This window comes from Plantactinospora sp. ZYX-F-223 (assembly GCF_039649625.1).
Taxonomy (GTDB): domain Bacteria; phylum Actinomycetota; class Actinomycetes; order Mycobacteriales; family Micromonosporaceae; genus Plantactinospora.
Genome location: NZ_JBDJAV010000026.1, coordinates 124,054 through 144,776, shown reverse-complemented (window position 1 = coordinate 144,776; position 20,723 = coordinate 124,054). Strand labels below are relative to the sequence as shown.

At 72.7% G+C, this 20,723-nt stretch carries 18 protein-coding genes; 2 read left to right on the top strand and 16 right to left on the bottom strand.

Annotated features, from left to right (window positions below):
• Positions 1–112: 112 nt before the first annotated feature.
• The 16 genes from AAH979_RS25615 to AAH979_RS25540 form a co-directional block, all read right to left on the bottom strand.
• Positions 113–781 (bottom strand): EboA domain-containing protein, encoded by a 669-nt coding sequence (locus AAH979_RS25615; RefSeq protein WP_346260668.1) that lies wholly within the window; start codon positions 779–781, stop codon positions 113–115.
• Positions 782–861: 80 nt separating this feature from the next.
• Positions 862–1,767 carry a sugar phosphate isomerase/epimerase family protein gene (locus AAH979_RS25610; RefSeq protein ID WP_346260667.1) on the bottom strand — a complete coding sequence of 302 codons (906 nt, stop codon included), beginning with the start codon at positions 1,765–1,767 and terminating at the stop codon, positions 862–864.
• Positions 1,768–1,820: 53 nt separating this feature from the next.
• Entirely contained in the window at positions 1,821–2,708 is an 888-nt protein-coding gene (locus AAH979_RS25605; RefSeq protein ID WP_346260666.1) for an SCO3242 family prenyltransferase, read from the bottom strand.
• Positions 2,692–3,861 (bottom strand): inositol-3-phosphate synthase, encoded by a 1,170-nt coding sequence (locus AAH979_RS25600; protein WP_346260665.1) that lies wholly within the window; start codon positions 3,859–3,861, stop codon positions 2,692–2,694. Before AAH979_RS25600 ends, AAH979_RS25605 begins: the two co-directional genes overlap by 17 nt.
• An 870-nt stretch (positions 3,862–4,731) precedes the next feature.
• The gene (locus AAH979_RS25595) at positions 4,732–5,940 is read right to left on the bottom strand and encodes a Gfo/Idh/MocA family oxidoreductase (protein WP_346260664.1); all 1,209 of its coding nucleotides are present in this window, start codon (positions 5,938–5,940) and stop codon (positions 4,732–4,734) included.
• Between the two features lie 21 nt (positions 5,941–5,961).
• Positions 5,962–7,044, bottom strand: coding sequence for a substrate-binding domain-containing protein (locus tag AAH979_RS25590; protein WP_346260663.1), 1,083 nt, complete (start codon positions 7,042–7,044; stop codon positions 5,962–5,964).
• Positions 7,045–7,155: 111 nt separating this feature from the next.
• Complete coding sequence (locus AAH979_RS25585; protein ID WP_346260662.1) at positions 7,156–8,286, bottom strand: ABC transporter permease; 1,131 nt, start codon at positions 8,284–8,286, stop codon at positions 7,156–7,158.
• On the bottom strand, positions 8,283–9,926 hold the full coding sequence (locus AAH979_RS25580) for a sugar ABC transporter ATP-binding protein (RefSeq protein ID WP_346260661.1): 1,644 nt from the start codon (positions 9,924–9,926) through the stop codon (positions 8,283–8,285). Before AAH979_RS25580 ends, AAH979_RS25585 begins: the two co-directional genes overlap by 4 nt.
• A 73-nt stretch (positions 9,927–9,999) precedes the next feature.
• On the bottom strand, positions 10,000–11,178 hold the full coding sequence (locus tag AAH979_RS25575) for an ROK family transcriptional regulator (RefSeq protein WP_346260660.1): 1,179 nt from the start codon (positions 11,176–11,178) through the stop codon (positions 10,000–10,002).
• A gap of 191 nt (positions 11,179–11,369) precedes the next feature.
• Complete coding sequence (locus AAH979_RS25570) at positions 11,370–12,320, bottom strand: YihY/virulence factor BrkB family protein (RefSeq protein ID WP_346260659.1); 951 nt, start codon at positions 12,318–12,320, stop codon at positions 11,370–11,372.
• Between the two features lie 142 nt (positions 12,321–12,462).
• Complete coding sequence (locus AAH979_RS25565) at positions 12,463–13,272, bottom strand: ABC transporter permease (protein WP_346260658.1); 810 nt, start codon at positions 13,270–13,272, stop codon at positions 12,463–12,465.
• Positions 13,273–13,331: 59 nt separating this feature from the next.
• On the bottom strand, positions 13,332–14,144 hold the full coding sequence (locus AAH979_RS25560) for an ABC transporter permease (protein ID WP_346260657.1): 813 nt from the start codon (positions 14,142–14,144) through the stop codon (positions 13,332–13,334).
• 1 nt (position 14,145) lies between these two features.
• Positions 14,146–15,078: an ABC transporter ATP-binding protein gene (locus AAH979_RS25555; protein ID WP_346260656.1), complete on the bottom strand. Its 933-nt coding sequence runs from the start codon at positions 15,076–15,078 to the stop codon at positions 14,146–14,148.
• Positions 15,079–15,295: 217 nt separating this feature from the next.
• Positions 15,296–15,832, bottom strand: coding sequence for a hypothetical protein (locus tag AAH979_RS25550; protein WP_346260655.1), 537 nt, complete (start codon positions 15,830–15,832; stop codon positions 15,296–15,298).
• Between the two features lie 3 nt (positions 15,833–15,835).
• Complete coding sequence (gene dnaG, locus AAH979_RS25545) at positions 15,836–17,719, bottom strand: DNA primase (RefSeq protein ID WP_346260654.1); 1,884 nt, start codon at positions 17,717–17,719, stop codon at positions 15,836–15,838.
• Positions 17,720–17,798: 79 nt separating this feature from the next.
• Entirely contained in the window at positions 17,799–18,638 is an 840-nt protein-coding gene (locus tag AAH979_RS25540) for a siderophore-interacting protein (RefSeq protein WP_346260653.1), read from the bottom strand.
• Between the two features lie 154 nt (positions 18,639–18,792).
• Between AAH979_RS25540 and AAH979_RS25535 the strand changes: the two genes are divergently transcribed.
• Positions 18,793–19,017, top strand: coding sequence for a potassium transporter TrkA (locus tag AAH979_RS25535; protein ID WP_331211013.1), 225 nt, complete (start codon positions 18,793–18,795; stop codon positions 19,015–19,017).
• A gap of 201 nt (positions 19,018–19,218) precedes the next feature.
• Positions 19,219–20,706, top strand: coding sequence for a cation:proton antiporter (locus AAH979_RS25530; protein WP_346260652.1), 1,488 nt, complete (start codon positions 19,219–19,221; stop codon positions 20,704–20,706).
• Positions 20,707–20,723 lie beyond the last annotated feature (17 nt).

The following is a 20,723-nucleotide window of genomic DNA, read 5'->3' as shown; positions in this document are numbered from 1 at the left end:
GCGTGACCGTGCTGGCGCCGACGACGTGAGACACGCGATCAACTCCTTCCCGGGAGGTCGGTCGGGTGCGGTCTGAGCCAGAAATCCCCCGGCTTACGGCCGTGGGGAAGCGCTAACACGCCTCCTCCGCGCCCGGCCGGGTCGGGGTCCCCGACCGGTCGAGCGTGCTCAGTCGATCCAGCAGCGCGGTAGCGTCCGCCGGCATGTCCCGGCCGGCCGCCCGGCGCTCGTCGGCGAAGCCGGCCAGCATGGCGGCCAGCTCGGCGTCGGCCCGCTCATCGAGCCCGTGCACGGCGGCCAGCGGGATCCCGGTGAAGACGCACTTGAGCACCGCCTGCCGCCAGGCGGCCTGGTCGAGCCGGTCCGCGTACCGGCCGAGGGCGGCGGCGACCAGCCGGGTGTCGTTGGTGCGGATCGCGTCGTGCAGCAGCGGGACCCCGGCGTCGCCGACCGGCAACAGCGGCAGCGCCCGGAGCACCGCCCGCTTCTCGGCCGCGTCGCCGTGCCGGTAGCGGGTCTCGACCTGACCGGGCAGCTCGGTCGGGGGCAGCGCGGCCAGCAGCAGCACCCGGGCCGCGTCGTCGGCGGTCCACTCTGGCAGGTCGGGCAGGGGTGCCCGGCCACACCTGCGGCCGGCCGCCGCGAAGAGCCGGCCGATCGCGGCCGGTTCGGCCCCGACCCGGCGTAACGCCTCGGCCAGCCAGTCCCGGTCGGGCGGCCGCCCATCGGGTACGGCCAGCAGCGCCGCCCGCAGTCGTTCCAGTTCCGGTTCCGGTTCCATCCGGTCCTCCCCAGTCTTTCCGGTGTGGATGGTGGTCGCGGTCCCCCCGGTGGTGGTACGTCGTCAATCCGGTGTGCCGGTCACCGCCCCCGCTCCGGCACGGCGCCGGTCCGCGCCTCGGTGAGCCCGGCCTCGGCGGCGGCGGTGCGGAGGAAGTCGATCGAGTGCGCCGCCACCGAGGGGGCCGCGTGCGAGTGCCGGGGCAGCTCGACGGCGACCAGCCCGGCGTAACCGGCCTCGGCCAGGGCCCGCAGTACGGGCGGAAAGTCGATCTCGCCGGTGCCGAACTCCAGGTGCTCGTGCACGCCCCGGCGCATGTCGTCGATCTGCACGTTGACCAGGTGCGGAGCCACCTGCGCGACGCAGTCGGGCACCGGCTGCGGCTCCAGGCACCGGCAGTGCCCGATGTCGAGGGTGATACCGAAGCCCGGCGGGGCGCCCAGGGCGTCCCGCAGCCGCCACCAGTCGGCGATCCCGGCCACCAGCATGCCCGGCTCCGGCTCGAAGCCGAGCGGCGTCCTGGCGGCGTCGGCGACCTCGACCAGTTCGGCACAGCCGGCGACCAGCCGGTCCCAGGCGGTCGCCGGGTCGACGTTGGCCGGGCGTACCCCGGACCAGAAGGAGACCGCCTCGGCGCCCAGGTCGGCCCCGATCGCGACGGCCCGGCGGAGGAACTCGACCCGCAGCGCGTTGTCGTCGTGCAGCAGCGTCGGCGCGTGCTTGTGCCAGGGGTCCAGCAGGTAGCGTGCCCCGGTCTCGATCACCACCCCGAGGCCGTGCGCGGCGAGGCTCCGGCCGACCGCCGCCACCCGGGTCGCGAGGTCCGGGCCGAACGGATCGAGGTGGTCGTGGTCGAGGGTCAGCGCCACGCCCCGGTAGCCGAGGTCGGCGATCACCCGCAGCGCGTCGTCCAGCCGGTGGTTGGCGAAGCCGTTGGTCCCGTACCCGAACCGCAGCCCGGGCAGGGCGGAGCCCGCAGCGGTCACCTCGACGACACCGTTCGGGCGAGCCCGCGACCGCTGGCCCGGTGCAGCGGCGCTCATGTCGGGGACACCAGTCGGGCGAGACGGCGACCGATCGGGGCGGCGGCGGCCACCGCGACGCCGAGCAGCGCCGCGCCGGCCCGGGCGACCAGCGCGCCCTGTAGGGCGGGCAGGCCGGTGATGCCGGCGCCGACCGCGGCCCGGACCCGGGACGCCTGCGGGTCGGCCGCCACCCGGGCCTGCGCGGTGCCGTACTGGAGGCCGTACCAGCCGGCGAGGGCGGCCGGGACCAGGGTCTGCCAGCCGGGGCGGCGGGCCGGCTCGGCGGTGTCGGCGGGCCGGTGCCGGGCGACCGCAGCGGCGGCAACCGCGGCGGTACCGGCCAGGGTCGCCGCCGGCAGCGCCCGGGGCGCCCCGGAGACCTCCCGCCGGGAGAGTTCGGTGACCGTGTACGTGTGCGCGGCCACCGTCAGCGCCGCCGGCACCGCCCGGACGACCCGGCCCCCGCTGGCGCCGAGCAGCACGTCCAGCCCCCGGCAGGCGGCCATCACCGCCGGCCCGGCCGGAGTGTTCTTGGCCCGCAGGTCGTACGCCCAGACCGCCCCGGCCAGCGGCACCGCCACGGCCAGCGCCCGGCGACCGCCGGCCAGCCCGGCGAGCCCGATCCCGGCGGCGGTGAGCCCGGCCGAGACGCCGAGGGCGAGTCCCGGCGACACCCGTCCGCTCGGGATCGGCCGCTCCGGACGCTCCCGCGCGTCGAGTTCGCGGTCCGCCCAGTCGTTGGCGGCCATCCCGGCCCAGTAGAGCAGCACCGACGCCCCGGCCAGCCCCGGTACCCGGCGGTCCAGCGCCTCGGCGGCGGCCGCCCCGGCCACCACGTCCCCGGGTACGGAGAGCGCGGCCGGCGCCCGGACCAGCTCGGCCAGGTCACGCAGTGACGGCATCCGCGCCTCCCGAGGTCGGCTCGGCGGCCAGCTCGCGGACGAAGGCGCGCAGCGTGGCCCACTGTTCGGCGAGGGCGTGCGGCACCTCGCCGAGCGGATCCTTGAAGAAGAACGCCAGCTCGGTCAGTGGGCCGGTCCGGCCGGCCCGGTGCGCGGCGGCGGTCAGCCGGGCCAGGTCGAGCACCAGCGGTGCGGCGAGCGACGAGTCGCAGCCGTGCCAGGTGAACTCCATCCGCATCGGGGTGCCGAGGAAGCCGGAAAAGGTGATCAGGTCCCAGGCGGTCTTGAAGTCGCCGATGTCGTCGACGTACTCGATCCGGGTGTTGCCCTGCGGGACGTAGCCCAGGGTCTCACCGAGTACCCGCTGCTTGCTGGCGGACTTGGCCGCGTTCGCCGCCGGCTCGGCCAGGTTGGCGCCGTCGCCGCCACCGAGCAGGTTGGTGCCGGACCAGCTCCGTACCCGCAGGTGCCGCATGGCGAACATCGGCGCGAGCACCGACTTCACCAGCGTCTCACCGGTCTTGCCGTCGTGCCCGGCGTACGGCAGGCCGGCCCGCTGCGCGAGTTCGGCCAGCGCGGGCAGCCGGGCACCGGTGGACGGCGTGAAGTCCACATAGGAGCACCCGGCGGTGAAGGCGGCGTAGGCGTACGCGGAGCTGGCCGGTAGCGGGCTGCCCTCGGCGAGCGCGGCGTCCAGTTCGGCGAGCCCGGCGTACGCCGGGTGCGGGTCGGGGGCCGGCTCGGTCGAGGAGACGTTGACCACCACCACCCGGTCCAGCCGGTGCCGTTCGCGGAATCCGGTCAGGTCGGCGGCGATCGCCTCGACCACGGCCGCCTGCGGGCCGCCGGTCGGCGCCGGGCGCAGTTCGGCCTCGACCGTGCCGAGTTCCTCGGCCAGCGCCGCCACCAGCCGGGCCGGCAGCACGCCCGCCTCGGCCAGCGCCTCGGCCTTCTTCACCAGCGGGGTGGTGGCGGTGTCGTGCCCACCGAAGACCAGGTCGGCCAGGGCCGGCAGGGCGGGGGTACGCAGGGCCGGCAACTCGGTCACGCAGCCCGTCGGCTCGGCGAGCCCGGCCCGCAGGGCCAACGCCCCGACCGTGCTGGTCACCGCGACCGAACCACGGCCGCCAACCAGCCAGACACCCGTACGCATCAGTGCTCCTCCCTCCGGTGCCGGCACGGCCGTGGGCCGACCGGGGGTGTACGACGAAACCGGGCCATATGCCGGATCGACTCGCCGAGTCCGCCTATCGGGACATCTTGCCTCTTAGCTGAGAAAAGCGCCCCGCCCGCCCGACCGTCGCGGTGGAACATCCCGTGCGGCAGCGCCGGAGTCGGCGGCAACGACACTGCTCGGGTCCGTGACCGTGCGGGCGGACGGGGCTTGGTAGGCAGGGCCGGTCGGCGTCGCGGTCCTGCCTCCCCCGATCCAGGGCGACCGGGCGGCGGGGGTTGCCGGCTCCGGTCGCGGTTCCCTGTGGAGTTGTGCACCGCCGGCCACCGAACTTTTCCACCTGAACCCCGCGGCGCTCACGCACCGCGTCCGACCTTGCGGTCCGCCGGACCGCTAACGGAGGTTGGCGAAGGTTCACTGTGGAGGGCCGGGGTGAAGTCGTCGGGCGATCCGGTCGGGCCGGGTGGCCCGGACCTGGTCGCGGTTTCGGGTCCGGTCCGGGACGTCGGACCGGGGCGGTACCACCGGCCGGGGGTCGGCCGGTGCGGTTCCGGCGCCCGGTGCGGCCGGGGAATCCCGGTCCGGCCGCACCGGACGGCCGTGTCACCTGTCGCACGACCCGGCCGGAGCGGGCTCCGCCGTGCGCGTGCGCACTCCTTCCGGATCGACCTCCATCCGGTCGCGGGGCGCAACCGCGACCGGACCCTCGCCGGCCGTTCCGGAAAGCTTCTCGGGTCGGGTCAGCCGGCCCGAGCCCGGGCCGGGCCACCCGACGGGTGGACAACTACCTCCGGCGGTGCCGGCTGCGCGCCGTGGCGGCGGGCAGCCGGGGTACGCCGGTGTGCACGGTTACGCGGTGACCGGGGCGGGTACCGGCTCCACCTCGGTCCAGGACGAGCCCAGCCCCGCCGAGCGCGCCACCGCGTCCAGCACGAGCTGGACCTGGAGCGCGTCGGTGAACGACGGAGTCGGGTCCGATCCGGTGGCGATCGCCGCGAGGAAGTCCCGCAGCTCGTGCGTGAACGAGTGCTCGTACCCGATGATGTGCCCCGGCGGCCACCAGGCCGCCATGTACGGGTGGTCGCCCTCGGTCACCAGGATCCGCCGGAAGCCCTGCTCGGCCCCGGGCTCGGAGGCGTCGTAGAACTCCAGCTCGTTGAGGCGTTCGAGGTCGAACGCCACCGAGCCGAGCGAGCCGTTGATCTCGACCCGCAGCGCGTTGCGCCGGCCGGTGGCGAACCGCGTCGCCTCGTAGGTGGCGAGCCCGCCGCCGTCGAGCCGGGCCACGAAGACCGCCGCGTCGTCGACGGTGACCTGGCCCATCGCGGCCCCGGCACCGTCGGCCGAGGCGGCCAGCCCGCTCGACTCGGCGGGCAACGGACGCTCCTTGACGAAGGTCTCGGTGATCGCGCTGACCCCGGTGATCCGCTGACCGGTGACGAACTGGGTCAGGTCGATGATGTGCGCCCCGATGTCGCCGAGCGCACCGGACCCGGCCTTGTCCTTCTGCAGCCGCCAGACCAGCGGGAACTGCGGGTCGGTGATCCAGTCCTGCAGGTAGACCGCGCGGACGTGCCGGATCACGCCGAGCCGGCCGGAGGCGACCAGCTCCCGCATCAGGCTGACCGCGGGAACCCGGCGGTAGTTGAACCCGCACATGGCCCGTACGCCCACCGTCTGGGCCTTGGCCGCCGCGGCGACCATGGCCCGAGCCTCCTCGACCGTGTTGGCCAGCGGCTTCTCGCACAGTACGTGCTTGCCCGCCTCCAGGGCCGCGATGGTGATCTCGGCGTGGCTGTCGCCGGGCGTACAGACGTCGACGATGTCGATGTCGTCCCGGGCGATCAGCTCGCGCCAGTCGGTGGTGTGGCCCTCCCAGCCGAGCCGGCCGGCCGCGTCGGCGACCTTGGACTCGTCCCGGCCGCAGATCAGGGCCATCCGGGCTCGTACCGGCAGGTCGAAGACGCGGTTCACGGTGCGCCACGCCTGCGAGTGCGCGGCGCCCATGAACGCGTAGCCGACCATGCCGACCCGCAGTTCTTTCTCATTCGTGGACAAGGTGGGTCTCCCCCCGGTGTGTCAGAACCCGAGCTTGCCGTACTGGCTCGCGTTCTCTTTCGTGATCGTCTCGGAGGCCAAGGTGATCTCCTTCGGCACCTGCAGCTCGACCAGGTCGGACATGCCCTTGCCCTGGCCGATGAGCCGGGCCAGCGAGATCGCCGACGAGGCCATCGACGGGCTGTAGGTGACGGTTGCCTTCAGGACGCTGTTGTCGGCCGCGATCGCGTCGATGGCGGCCTTGGAGCCGGCGCCGCCGACCATGATGAACTCGGAGCGGTTGGCCTGCTTGATCGCGGCCAGTACCCCGATGCCCTGGTCGTCGTCGTGGTTCCACAGCGCGTCCATCTTGGGCAACGCCTGGAGCAGCTGCGAGGCTTCGCTCTGGCCGGTGTCGGCGGTGAACCGGGCGGCGCGCCGGTTGGCCACCTTGAAGCCGTAGACGGCCAGTTCGGCGGCGAAGCCGGCGGACCGCTCCTTGGTCAGCTCCAGCTCGTCCATGCCGGCGATCTCGCCGATGATCGGGTTGGCGATCCCCTTGGCCTTCATCTGCTCGCCGATGTAGCGGCCCGCCGCCACGCCCATGCCGTAGTTGTCGCCCTTGATCTGGAGCCGGTACGCCAGCGCGTCCGGGAACGCCCGGTCCAGGTTGACCACCGGGATGCCGGCCTTCATCGCCTCCAGCCCGGACGCGTTCAGCTCCTTGCCGTCGTGCGGCAGCATGACGATCACGTTCGGCTTCTGCGAGATCAGCGTGGAGAGGGCGGCCCGCTGGGCGGCGGCGTCCGCACCGGCGGCCACCGTCTTGAACTCCACGTCCGAGTAGACCTTCGCCTGCGCCTCGGCGTTCTTGGTGATGGCGGCGAGCCAGCCGTGGTCGGCGGCCGGGGCGGAGAAGCCGATGACGACCCGCTGGCCCGGGGCGCTGTTCGGGTTGGCCGCGTTGTCCGCCTCCTTGACCTGCTCGTTCCCGCCGGAACCGGAGCCGGTGTCATTGCTGGTGCAGGCGGTGAGCAGGGCGCCGGCGCCCACCGCCGCCCCGCCGAGCAGCAGCCGGCGGCGGGACAGGTCGCGCACCGGCCGGAGCGGATCGTGCTGGGTCATGACGACCTCCTGGTTATTTCGACTTCGGGTGGGGTGAGGTGGGTGGAGTCCACCGGCCGGTGGCCGGGGTCGGCCACCGGCGGGCGGGCGCCACCGGATTGCTGCGGTGCGTCAATTCGTCGAGCTGAGCTTGTTTCGGGCGAGGAGCTGGGTGACCGACTTGAACCGGAACTGCTGGACCAGCACGGCGGCGACGATGATGCCGCCCTTGACCATGTTCTGCGCCTCGGTGGAGAGGCCGTTGATCGCGAACAGGTTGGTGATGGTGGCGAAGATGATCACGCCGAGCAGGGAGCCGACGATGGTGCCCCGGCCGCCGCTGAGCAGCGTGCCACCGATGATCGCCGCGGCGATCGCGTCGAGTTCGTAGAGGTTCGCCATCGCCGCCTGCGCGGAGTTGGCCTGCGCGGTGAGCATGATCGCGGCGATTCCGCAGCAGAGGCCGGAGAGCGCGTAGAGCAGCATGCTGTGCCGGCGTACGTTGATGCCGGCCAGCCGGGCCGCCTCCGGGTTGCCGCCGACCGCGACCGTACGCCGGCCGAAGGTGGTGCGGTTGAGCAGTACCCAGCCGGCCGCCACCACCGCGGCGAGGATGTAGACCAGCACCGGGATGCCCAGGAAGTCGGTACTCGCGATGCCGTTGATGGTCGCGTTGTTGGAGACCTGGGTCTGCTTGTCGGAGATCTCGGCGGCGAGACCCCGGGCGGCGACCAGCATGGCCAGGGTGGCGATGAACGGCACCAGCCGGCCGTACGAGATCAGCAGTCCGTTGACCAGCCCGACGCAGACCGCCACCACGATCGCGGTGAAGATCATCCCTCCGGCGCCGTAGCTCTGGGTCGCCACCGTGGTGCTCCAGACTCCGGCCAGCGCCACGATCGCGCCGACCGAGAGGTCGATCCCACCGCCGATGATCACGAAGGTCATGCCCACCGTCACCACGCCGACCACCGAGGCCAGGGTGAGGATCGAGAAGATGTTCGCCCGCACCCAGGACGGGTCGCCGTACAGGTCGGGGCGGGTGACGATGCCGATGATGATCAGCACCACCAGTACCCCGACCAGGCCCAGGTTGCGCCGGAACGACTCGCCCGCGTCGCCGCTCCACCGGCCGTTTCCGTTCGCGGGCGCACCGGCACCCTGATGCGCCGGCGCTCCGGCCGGCGCCGGCGACACCGGCGACGGCCCGTCGGCGGGCGGCGCCGCCCCCGCCGGCGCGGCGGTCTCGGTACGTTCGGTCACGCTGGCGCCCCCTCCATCAGCGACCCCGCCATCACGAGGTCGAGCACGGTGTCTTCGTCGAGTTCTCCGGCCGGGGCCTCGTGCACCACCCGGCCCTCCCGCATCACCAGGACGCGGTCGGCCAGGCCGAGCACCTCCGGCACCTCGCTGGAGACCAGCAGTACGCCCACTCCCCGGGCGGCCAGCGCCCGGATCACCTGGTAGAGCTCGGCTCGGGCGCCGACGTCGACGCCCCGGGTCGGCTCGTCCAGCAGCAGCAGTTTCGTGTCGCCGAGCAGCCAGCGGCCGACCACGACCTTCTGCTGGTTGCCGCCGGAGAGCGTCCGGACCGGCCGCCGGACGTCCCGGGGCCGCAGTTCCAGCCGGTCGGCGACCTCGTTCGCCTCGGCCCGCTCCCGCCGCGCGTCGGTGAAGCCCAGCCGCGCCCAGCGGGTGAAGGTGGCCAGCGTGACGTTGCGGTAGATCGGTTCGCCGAGCAGCAGCGCCTGGCTCTTGCGCTCCTCCGGGGCCATCCCCATCCCGGCCCGGACAGCGGCGCCGACACTGCCCGGCCGGACCGGCCGGCCAGCCATCGAGACCGTGCCGGAGGTGGCTCGGCGGGCACCGAAGATGGTCTCCAGCAGCTCGGAGCGGCCCGAGCCGACCAGACCGGCGATGCCGACGATCTCACCGGCCCGGACGGTCAGCGACACGTCAGCGAACTCCCCCTCCCGGGCGAGCTGCCGCACCTGGAGCAGTTCCTCAGCGGCCGGCGCGGCGGCCGGGCGGTCCGGGAAGACGTACTCGATGGTCCGGCCGGTCATCCGGCTGACCAGGTCGCGGGTCGGGGTGGACCGGGCCGGCAGGTTCGCCGCGGTGGTCCGGCCGTCCTTGAGTACGGTGACCCGGTCGCCGATCTCGCGGATCTCCTCCATCCGGTGCGAGATGTAGATGACCGCGATCCCCTGCGCGGTCAGCTCCCGGATGATCCGGAACAGGTTGCCGACCTCGTCGTGCGCCAGTACCGCGCTCGGCTCGTCCATGATGATCAGTCGCGCCTCGTGCGAGAGTGCCCGGGCCATGCTGACGATCTGCTTGCCGGCGGACGGCAGCGAGCGGACCATCCGGCGGGGCGGGATCTCCGGGTGCCCGAGCCGGGCCAGGATCTCCCGGGTCTGCCGGGCCATGTAGCCGCGCCGGACGAAGCCGAGCTGGCGGGGCTCGTGCCCGAGGAAGGCGTTCTCGGCCACCGACAGGTCCTCGACCAGGTCGAGTTCCTGGTAGATGGTGGCGATGCCGGCCTTCATCGCGGCCTGCGGGTTGCCGAACGAGACCGGCTCGCCGAGCCACTCCACCTGCCCGGAGTCGGGCTGGTGCGCGCCGGAGAGCACCTTGATCAGCGTCGACTTTCCGGCGCCGTTCTGGCCGAGCAGGCAGTGCACCTCGCCGGCCCGTACCTCCAACTGCACCCCGTCCAGGGCGCGTACCCCGGGGAAGGTCTTCACCACGTCGGTGAGCCGGAGCACGACCTCACCGGGCACCGTGTCGGCGGGCGGGGTCACCAGCGGCGGCGGGTCGCCGACCGGGCCGGTCCCGTTCGGGCTCTCCACGGTGGCCGGGGCGCTCTCGTCGGCGCCGGTCCGCTCGTCGTGTTCGGTCATGCCGCCTCCACGCTGCCCTCGTCAACGTCACGACCCGGCCGACCGGGCCGGCCGAGGCTCTCGCTCCGCTCGGTCATGACGCCTCCGCGAACGCGACGTCGGTGGCGAGCACGGCGGCGCCGGTGACGCCGGCCCGGGGACCGAGTTCGGAGAGCACCACCGGCAGGTTGCCGGTGGCCAGCGGCAGCGAGCGCCGGTAGACCACGCTGCGGATCTCCGCCAGCAGGATGTGGCCGAGCTGGGCCAGCCCGCCGCCGATGACGATCATCGACGGGTTGGCGAAGCTGACCAGGCCGGCCAGTACGCCACCGACCCGCCGTCCGCCGTCGCGGATCAGCCGGATGCAGGTCACGTCCCCCTCGATGGCGCCCTCGGCGACGTCGAGCGCGGTGACCGTACCGGTGGCGGCGAGCCGCTCGGCCAGCGCCGGTGACGCGCCGCTGCGGGCCGCCACGGTGGCCTCCTTGGCCAGCGCGGCGCCGCTGAACAGCGCCTCCAGGCAGCCGATGTTGCCACACGAGCACATCGGGCCGTGCGAGTCGACCTGGATGTGCCCGATGTCGCCGGCACAGCCGTCGGTGCCCCGGTAGACCTCGCCGGAGAGGTAGATGCCGCAGCCGATGCCGGTGCCGATCTTGACGAACAGGAAGTCGTCGACCGAGTGCGCCACCCCGCCGTGCCGCTCGCCGATCGCCATGATGTTGACGTCGTTGTCCACCACCGCCGGGCAGCCGTGCTCGCGGGTCAGCAGCTCACGGACGGGGAAGCGGTCCCAGCCGGGCATGATCGGCGGCGAGACCGGTACGCCGTCCCGGAAGCTCACCGGCCCCGGTACGCCGATGCCGACGGCGTGCAGCCGCTCGTACGCCCCGTCGACCTTCGCCTTGTGCAGCAGTTCGTGCACCCGTTGCAGTATCACCTTGGGGCCGGAGCGGATGTCCGTCGTCTCGGCGTACGCGGCGACGGGTTCGAGCCGGCCGTTGACCACCTCGACGTCGATCGAGCTGGCGCCCAGGTCGACGGCGGCGAACCGCAGGTCGGGGCTGAGTTCGACCAGCGTGGAACGGCGCCCGCCCCGGGAGGCGGCGAGTCCGGCCTCCGCCACGTAACCGAGGCCGACCAGCCGCTCCAGCTCGGCGAGCAGGCGCGGCCGAGGAATCTGCAACCGGTCCGCCAGTTCGGCCCGGGACACCGCACCCTCGTCGCGCAACAGCCTCAGCAGCCGCAGATGCAGCGCTTCCGGGGTGCGCACAGGGACTCACCTCCGTCAGGCATCGGTTCACGTCGACGCAACGCCAGCGCGTTGTGCTCGACACAGTAAGAGCCTTCCGGAGGGGATGTCTAGAGCTTCATCCAAGATAACACTAACTTTTGTCCTAACGGACGAAAGTTAGTTGTTGATCTAGGAAAGGGCGTGGCTCGCTCGGAGCGGTCCCGGGCTGCTCAGTCGCGATCCCGTTTCCTGAGCTTGCGGTCGTCGCGGAGCGAGACGTACGGCTCCCGGTCCGCCGGCCCACCCATCCGGATCGTCCGCTCTCGCTCCAGTTCCGCGCTCAACTCGGCGCCGAGCAGGACGGCGACGTTGGAGAGCCAGAGCCAGACGAGGAAGACGATCACCCCGGCCAGCGAGCCGTACGTCCGGTTGTACGAGGCGAAGTAGCTGACGTAGAGCGCGAACCCGGCGGAGACGACGGCCCAGACCAGCACGGCGAAGATGCCACCGGGACTGATCCACCGGAACCGCTGGCGCGCGTTGGGCGCCGCCCAGTAGAGCACCGCGAAGATCAGGCTGACCAGCAGCACCAGTACCGGCCACTTGCCGATGTCCCACGCCGTCACTCCGGCCTCGCCGACCCCCAGCCGCCGGCCCACCTGGGCGGAGAGCCGCCCGCTGAACACCAGGAGCACCAGGCTGATCAACACCAGCAGCCCGATCAGGGCGGTCAGGCCGATCCGGAGCAGCAGGGTCCGGGTGAGCGGCCGCCCCTCCGGCACGTCGTAGATCGCGTTGGCGGCCCGGCTGAAGGCGCCGATGTAGCCGGAGGCCGTCCAGAACGCGCCGAGGATGCCGAGCACCGCGACCAGGCTCGCCGTCCCGGTGCTGCCCTGCACCTGGGTGATCCCGGTGAGCAGGATGTCCCGCGCGGACGGTGCGGGCACGACGTCCCGGACCACGTTCTGCACCCCGCGCACCGCCGCGTCGCCGAGCAGCCCCAGCACCGCCACCAGCACCAGCAGGGCCGGGAAGAGCGACAGCACACCGTAGTAGGTCAGCGCCGCCGCCCAGTCCGTGACGTTGTCCGCCTGCGCCTCCCGCAGGGTCCGGCGCAGCACTCCGACCCAGGCACTGCGGGGCAGTCGCCCCGGCGACGTGGACGTCTGTTTGCCAGTCATGCCGCCCTCCTCGCCACGGCGCCGCCGGGCGACGCGTTCCAACCGGCGCTACCGGCTAACTACTTAAAGTAGTCATCCGAGGCGGTCGCGTCGGTCCAACGGCCAGGGCCGGGCCGGCGAACCTGTCCGGGCACGTCCGGCCTCACTTGCAGAGCAGTCGGCCCATCCGGCGGCCGGCGACGACCAGGCCGAGCGTGGTCAGCGCGAGCAGGTAGACGACGTCGAGAAGTTCGCCCCAGCCGCCGCCCTCCACGGTGATGCCCCGGACCAGGTGCACCGCCCGGTAGAGCGGCGTCACCTCGACCACCCAGCGCAGCGCCGACGGGTACGCCTCGGCCGGCACGAACGTCCCGGAGAAGAGGAAGAGGGCGAACTGGGCCGAGCCCATCAGGTCGAAGTCCTGCCAACTGCGCATGAAGGTGGAGAGCGCCATGCCCAGCGCGCCGAACGCGAATCCGACCAGTACGGCGGCCGGAAAGGCGATCAGCGCGCGTATCCCGCTGGTCAGGTCCAGCCCCACCATCACGGCCAGGAACGCCGCCGAGTAGAGACTGCCCCGCAGCATCGCCCAGCCCAGCTCGCCGAGGGCGATCTCGAACGGCTGCACCGGGGTGGCGAGGATCCCGTCGTACAGCTTCATGTACTTCATCTTGCCGAAGAAATTGAACGTCGTTTCGGCCAGTGCCCCGCTCATCGCCGAGGCGGCCAGCATCGCCGGTGCCACGAACGCCGCGTACGACACCACGGTGCCGGTCGGCAGCGTCAGGTCGCCGACCAGCTCCCCCACCCCGACGCCGATGGAGAGCAGATAGAGCAACGGCTCGAAGAAGCCCGAGATCAGCACCACCCAGTACGCGGACTTCAACGCCGCGACGTTGCGCTCGGCCACCGAGGCCGCGCGGCGGGGTGCGCCCTCGAAACTGATCAGCCGAGGCAGGACGATGCTGACCACGGAAGCCTCTCTCTTCTGGTCGAATCGGGCGGGAACGCGGGGCCGGCCGCCAGCGCGGCTCAGACCACCAGCCGGCGGCGGAACGCCGAGTGCGCCAGCCACCAGCCGACGGCGGCCCAGGCGGCGAGGTAGAGCAGGTGCCCCGGGACCGACCAGGCCGGCGCGACACCGAGGGTGGCGGCCCGGCACAGGTCCACGCCGTGCCAGAGCGGCGACGCGTACGCCAGCCAGCGCAGCACCACCGGCAGCGACTCGACCGGGAAGAACACTCCGGCGAAGAGGGTCATCGGGATCACCGCGAACCGGAACAGCAGCGCCAGATAGCTGTCGCTGCGCACCGAGGAGCTGTAGGCGAAGACCGGCGCGGCCACCGCCGCCCCGATCAGCGCCACCAGCGGCAACGTGGCCAGCGCCCACGGCGAGTGCAGCGCACCGAACGCCGCCGCCACGAGCAGGAAGGCGAGGCTGCTGGTCAGCACCCGGAACAGTACGAAGCCGAGCTGCCCGCCGAGGATGTCGGCGACCCGCAGCGGCGTCGCCGCCTGCGCGAAGTAGATCTTGATCCACTCGAAGTTGCCGAGCACCGGCCAGGTCGACTCGCCGATCGCGACCTGGAGCGCCGTCGAGGCGATCAACCCCGGCACGAGGAAGTCCAGGTATGGCACCCCGGCCACCGGGGCGTCGACGTACGCCCCGACGCCCACCCCGAAGCCGACCATGGTGAGCAGCGGCAGCAGGAACGACGAGAAGACGCCGGCCCGCCAGGTGCGGCGGTAGGCGACGAGGTTGTATTCGAGCACGGCCAGCGCGGGGAACCGCCCGACCAGCCCGGCCCGGGGGTGGGTGGCCGCCGTGGACTCCAGAAGCGCCATCTCAGTCCACCAGCGTCCGGCCGGTGAGATGCAGGAAGACGTCCTCCAGGCTGCTGCGCCGGACCAGCACGCTGGCCGGGGTCAGCGCCCGGGCGTGCACCTCGGCCACCGCACTGTCGCCGTCGGTGACGTAGAGCAGGATCCGGTCCGGCAGCACCTCGATCCGCTCCGCGAGCCCGTCCAGCTTGCCCGCGAAGGCTTCCTGAGTCTCGCCGGCAAAGCGCAGCTCGACCACCTCGCGGGTCGAGTAGCGCTCGATCAGCGCGCGCGGCGAGCCCTCGGCGACGATCCGGCCGCCGTCCATCACCACCAGCCGGTCGCAGAGCTGCTCGGCCTCGTCCATGTAGTGGGTGGTCAGCACCAGCGTGACCCCCTGCTGTTTGAGCCGGAACAGCCGCTCCCAGACCAGGTGCCGGGCCTGCGGGTCCAGCCCGGTGGTCGGCTCGTCGAGCAGCACGATGTCGGGCTCGTTGACCAGCGCGCGGGCGATGGTCAACCGGCGCTTCATGCCGCCGGAGAGCGGCTCCACCTTGCTGCCCGCCCGCTCGGCGAGCTGCACGAAGTCGAGCAGCTCGGCGGCGCGCTCCCGGGCCACCCGGCGCGGGATGCCGAAGTAGCGCGCATAGGTGGTCAGGTTTTCCCGGACGGTCAGCTCGGGGTCGAGGTTGTCCAACTGCGGGCAGACGCCGAGCCGGGCCCGGATCGCCGGCCCGTCCCGCCGGGGATCCATTCCCATGATCTGCAACTCGCCGCCGGTGGGCGGCGAGACACAGCCGACCATGCGCATGGTCGAACTCTTGCCGGCACCGTTGGGCCCGAGGAAACCGAACGCCTCCCCCGCCCGCACGTCGACGTCGATCCCATCGACGGCGGTGAAATCCCCGAACCGCTTGACCAGCCCTCGCGCCTGGATGAGAACCCCGTCCTTAGCCACGGGCTCGACCATAACCGCCGGGTCCGACACGTCCCACCGAGTTTCCGCCTCGGCACCGCCCAGGTCAGCCCATCCGCCAGCCGTCCACCAGCCCGGGCCCGCCCCGGACCCGCCCCGGGTCGGATTACCGACGGCGCTCAGCCTGCTCGACAGCCGGCCCGCTCGACAGCCGGCCCGCTCCACGGCCGGTACGGCGATGGTCGGACGGGCGGGCGGCTCAGAGGTCCGGGTCGGTGCCGGACCGGGCCGCCGCCACCAGCCGGTCGGTCTCGGCCAGCACGGCGGGGTCGTCGACCGGCGTACCGGGGTCGTAGCGGACCGTCCAGGTCAGGCCGTCGACGCCGCGTACCTGCCGGGCCGCGATTCGCAGACCTCCGTCGGGCAGCCGGTGGTGTGCCGTGTACGCCACCGACCGGGTCACCCGGGCCCGCACCTGGTGCGGCACGTCACCCGGATCGAGCAGCAGGTACGTCCGTACCGTCCCGTCCGCCACCACCCGGTAGTCGGCCCGCTCCTCGACCAGTTCGGCCGGGGTGACCGCCAGGTCCCGACCCGACCAGACCGCCTTGTGCACGTCGTGCCAGCCCAGCCGGGCGGCGTCACCCGGCAGCCAGAGCCCACGGTCGGTGACCACCACGATCTCCTCGCCGTCGGCCACCCGGGCCCAGTCCAGCACCCGCTCACCGGACTCCAGCGCGGGCCGCTGGTCGGCGGGCAGCTTCCGGCCTCGACGGAACAGGTTGAACGCCTCCACCGGCTACAGACCCCCCATCGCCTGCTCGCGCAGGGCTCGCGCGTGCTGCTCCAGCGAGAGCAGCTCCCCGAAGAGCGCGAAGTACTCGTCCTTGTTGGCGGTCGGGTTGACCCGCTGCACCTTCGACTTCAGGTCCCGGATCCGGCTGGTCACCGAGCCCCACTCCAGCCGGGCCAGCGTGATGGAGACGTACCGGGGATCGGGCTCGGTGTCGAGCCGCAGGGGCTCCACGGCCAGCTCGCCGACCAGCGCCGCGGCGGCCAGATCGCCGCAGGCGTCCCGGACCCGCTCGATCCAGACCGCGCCGGTGGTCGCCGCCGCCGCGCCGCCGGCCGCCTCGATCGCGGCCCGCACCGCCCGGTGTACGGGATGCAGGTAGACCTCCGCGGCGAGCGCGTCGAACATCGGACCGGCCAGCACCGGCACCTGGAGGGCGAGTTTGAGCGCCTCCCGCTCGACCAGCGACTGCGGGTTGTCCAGCACCGGCTCGATAACCGGTCGCTGCGGCGGGGGCGGCCCGGCGCCGTTGCCCCGGCGCGACTGCCCGGTCCCCTGCTGGGCGGCGGCGTTCAGCACGGCCCGCTGCACCGGCTCGATCTCCATGCCGAGGTCGCCGGCGAGTTTGCGGACGTACTCCGGGCGCTTCTCCCGGTCCTTGAGCTTGGCCACCAGCGGCGCCGCCCGGCGCATCGCCTCCACCCGACCGTCGACGGTGTCCAGGTCGTACCGGTTGAGCACCTGGCGCAGCGCGAAGTCGACAAGCGGCTCGCGGCGGGCGACCAGGTCCCGCACCGCCAGGTCGCCCTTTGCCAGCCGCAGCTCGCACGGATCCATGTTGTCCGGGCTGATCGCGATGAAGGTACGCCCGACGAACCGCTGGTCGTCCTCGAAGGCCCGCAGCGCCGCCTTCTGCCCGGCGGCGTCGCCGTCGAAGGTGAAGATGATCTCGCCCGCCACCGCGTCGGTGTCCATCAGCAGCCGGCGGAGCACCGAGATGTGGTCCGCGCCGAACGCCGTGCCGCAGGTCGCCACCGCCGTCGGTACGCCGGCCAGGTGGCAGGCCATCACGTCGGTGTAGCCCTCCACGATCACCGCCCGCCCCTGCCGGGCGATCTCCCGTTTCGCCTGGGAGATGCCGTAGAGCACGTGCGACTTCTTGTAGATCGGCGTCTCGGGGGTGTTCAGGTATTTCGGGCCGTCGTCATCGGAGAAGAGCTTGCGGGCACCGAAGCCGATCACGTCGCCGGTCAGGTCCTTGATCGGCCAGAGCAGCCGGCGCCGGAACCGGTCGATCAGCGAGCCGGAGCGCGCCTCCCGGGCCAGCCCTGCGGTAACCAGTTCCTGGCCGGTGAAGCCCTTCTGCCGCAGGTGCTTGGTGAGCAGGTCCCAGGCGTCCGGGGCGAAGCCGCAGCCGTACGTCTGGGCCGCCGTACGGTCGAAGCCGCGCTGGGCCAGGAATTCCCGGGCCGGCCGGGCGCCGGCGGTGCCGAGCTGGCCGGCGTAGAACTCGGCGGCGGCGGCGTGCGCGGCGACCAGGCGCTGCTTCTGCCCCTGCTGCGGCCGGACCGGCGCGGGCCCGGCCTCGATGTAGCGCAGTTGGATGTTGGCCCGGTCGGCGAGGCGTTCGACGGACTCGACGAAGGTCAGGTGTTCGGCGTCCATCAGGAACTTGATGGCGTCGCCGCCGGCCCCGCAGCCGTGGCAGAAGAACACGCCTCTGGCCGGGGCCACGGTGAACGACGGGGTCTTCTCGTCGTGGAACGGGCAGAGTCCCTTGAGGTTGCCGCCGCCGGCCGACCTGAGCGTGACGGTCTCGGAGATGATGTCGGCGATCGAGGTGCGCTCCCGTACCAGCGCGATGTCCTCGTCGCGGATCCGCCCGGCCACCGCCTCACCCCCTCCGGCCTACATCCTGCCCTGCCGGGCCGACCTGACCGGCGAAGGGGGTGGCGGTGCGATTCGCGGTTCAGCCGACCGTCGCCGACTCCTCGGCTTCGACCTGCCGGTTCCAGTCCGGCTTGGCGGAGCGCCAGCTCTCGTCGTCGTCGCCTCGACGCCAGTAGCCGGAGATGGAGAGCCGCTCCTTCGGCACCCGGAGTTCACCGCGGAGCATCCGGCGCAGCTCGCGGACGAAGTACGCCTCGCCGTGCACGAAGGCGTGCACCTCGCCGGGCGGGAAGGTGGCCGCGCGTACCGCCTCGACCAGGGCGTCGCCGACGACCCGGCCGGCACGGTGCACCCAGACAATCTCGGCGGACGCCTTGGTGACCAGGTGCTGCTCCTCGTCCGGCCCGGAGACCTCCACGAAGACCCGGGCCGGGACGCCGTGCGGCAGCCGCTCCAGCGCGGCACCGATCGCCGGCAGGGCGCTCTCGTCGCCGACCAGCAGGTGCCAGTCGGCCGCCGGGTCCGGGGCGTACCCGCCGCCGGGGCCCCGGAACATCACCTGGTCCCCCGGCCGGGCGCCGGCGGCCCACGGGCCAGCCAGCCCCTCGTCGCCGTGGTAGACGAAGTCCAGGGTCAGCTCCCGGGCCACCGCGTCCCAGGCCCGCACGGTGTAGGTGCGCAGCCGGGGCCACTGGTCGCGGGGCAGCTCGCGCTTGACCAGGTCGAGATCGAGCGGCACCGGATAGTCGACGCCGGCCGGCGGGAAGATCAGCTTCACGTAGTGGTCGGTGTAGGTGTCGGCCACGAACCCGGTCAGCCCGTCCCCGCCGAGCACCACGCGGATCATGTGCGGCGTGAGCCACGCCGTGCGGAGTACGGTGGCGTACCTGACCCCGGTCCCGTTCGAACTTTCCGCCATTAGTTTAGGCTAGCCTAAGTCACCGAGCTCCGGGTGCCCGGGGCCGGCGATCCGCCGATCGGAGACGTAGGCTGGCGGCACGGACCACCCCCGACCGGCCGGTCGCCGACCATCGGCCCACCTGCGGGGGCGGCCACTCGGCTGGGGAGAGGTCATGGGGCAGGGCGTACACGTGCAGGAGCTGCCGGGCATCGGCAAGCGGTACGACATCGATCTCGGGCACGGCGGCACCCGCGTCTCGATCGTGGTACGCCGGGACGGCACCCGCGACCTCTACGTCTTCACCTCCCGCTCCGACGAGCCCACCGCGGTCGTCGAACTGTCCGAGGAGCAGTCCCGCAAGGTCGGCGCCGTACTCGGCGGGACCTTCTTCGCCTGACGTCCTCCGCCCGCCCGCCGCCCGCCCGTCACCTGACGCCGCCCGGCCGCCCGGCCGCCCTCCGCCCGCCCTTCGCCTGACGCCCTTCGCCCGACGTTCGCCCGCCCTTCGCCTGACGTCGTTCGCCTGACGTTCGCCCGCCCTTCGCCTGACGTCACCGGGGTTCCCCGCCCGGCGCGACGCCACCCGATTGGAGACCCCATGCACGCCGATCTGATCGGGTTCGGCGCGATCGTGCTGGTCGCCGGCCTGCTGGCCCGGGCGGGCCGCCGGGTCGGCCTGCCCAGCGTGCCGTTCTTCATGCTGACCGGGATCCTGCTCGGGCCGGCCACCCCCGGTCCGGTGCTGATCGAGCATCCCGAGGACCTCGCCCTGCTCGCCGCCATCGGCCTGGTGCTGCTGCTGTTCAACCTCGGGGTCGAGTTCCCGGTGCGGCAGGTGTTCGGCAGCGGAAAGCGCCTCTTCATCGCCGCCGGCTGCTCGATCGGGCTGAACGTCGGGGCCGGGCTCGCGCTCGGCTTCACCCTCGGTTGGGGCACCCCCGAGGCCTTCGTGATCGCCGGGGCGCTCGGCATCTCGTCCTCGGCGATCGCCACCAAGCTGCTCATCGAGCTGCGCCGGCTGGCCAACGCCGAGACGCCGATCATCCTCGGCATCATCGTGATCGAGGACCTCTTCCTCGCCTTCTACCTGGCCCTGCTCTCCCCGATCCTGGCCGGCGCCTCCTCCCCGGGCGAGATCGCCCTGCACATCGGGATGAGCTTCGGCTACCTGCTGCTGCTGGTGGCGGTGGCGAGGTGGGGCGCCCGGGCGGTCGGCGCTCTGATCGGCAGCCACGAGGACGAGCTGCTCGCCATCGGGATGGTCGGGCTGGTGGTGCTGGTCGCCGGGCTGTCGGCCGAGGTCGGCGTCTCCGACGCGATCGGCGCGCTCATGATCGGCCTCGTCGTCGCCCGGACCGCGGTACGGGAACGGGTGGAGCGGCTGGTCCTGCCGCTGCGGGACGTCTTCGCCGCCGTCTTCTTCGTCGCCTTCGGGTTGAGCATCGACGTCGGGGCGTTCGGCTCGGTGGCCGTACCGGTGGCGATCGCGGTCGCGGTGACGATCGTGGTGAACATCGGCTCCGGCCTGATCACCGGCTCGCTCTTCGGGTTCAACCAGCGCGGCGCGACCAACGTCGGGCTGACCGTGCTGGGCCGGGGCGAGTTCTCACTGATCCTGGCCACCCTGGCGCTGGGCGCCGGGCTCGACGACCGGATCGGACCGTTCGTCGCGCTGTACGTCCTGATCCTCGCGGTGCTCAGTCCGATGTTCGCGGCGCAGTCCCGCTACCTGGCCCGGGTCATCCCCGACCAGCTCCTCCGGTCCCGCTGGCGGTACGTCCGCGAGGAGACCATGAGCACGGCCTGCACGCACCTGGACCGGATCCAGATCACCGAGACCGACGGAGACATCTGCCGGGAGTGCGCCGACGCCGGCGAGGACTGGGTGCACCTGCGGATGTGCCTGACCTGCGGCGCGGTCGGCTGCTGCGACGACTCGCCGGGCCGGCACGCGACCGCGCACTTCTCCGAGACCGGGCATCCGCTGATCCGCTCGATCGAGCCCCGCGAGAACTGGCAGTACTGCTACGTGGACGGCGCGCTGGTCCGCGAGCCGATCGGCCCCCGGGAACCGGTCGAGTCCTGACCCACCCTGCCGCCGCT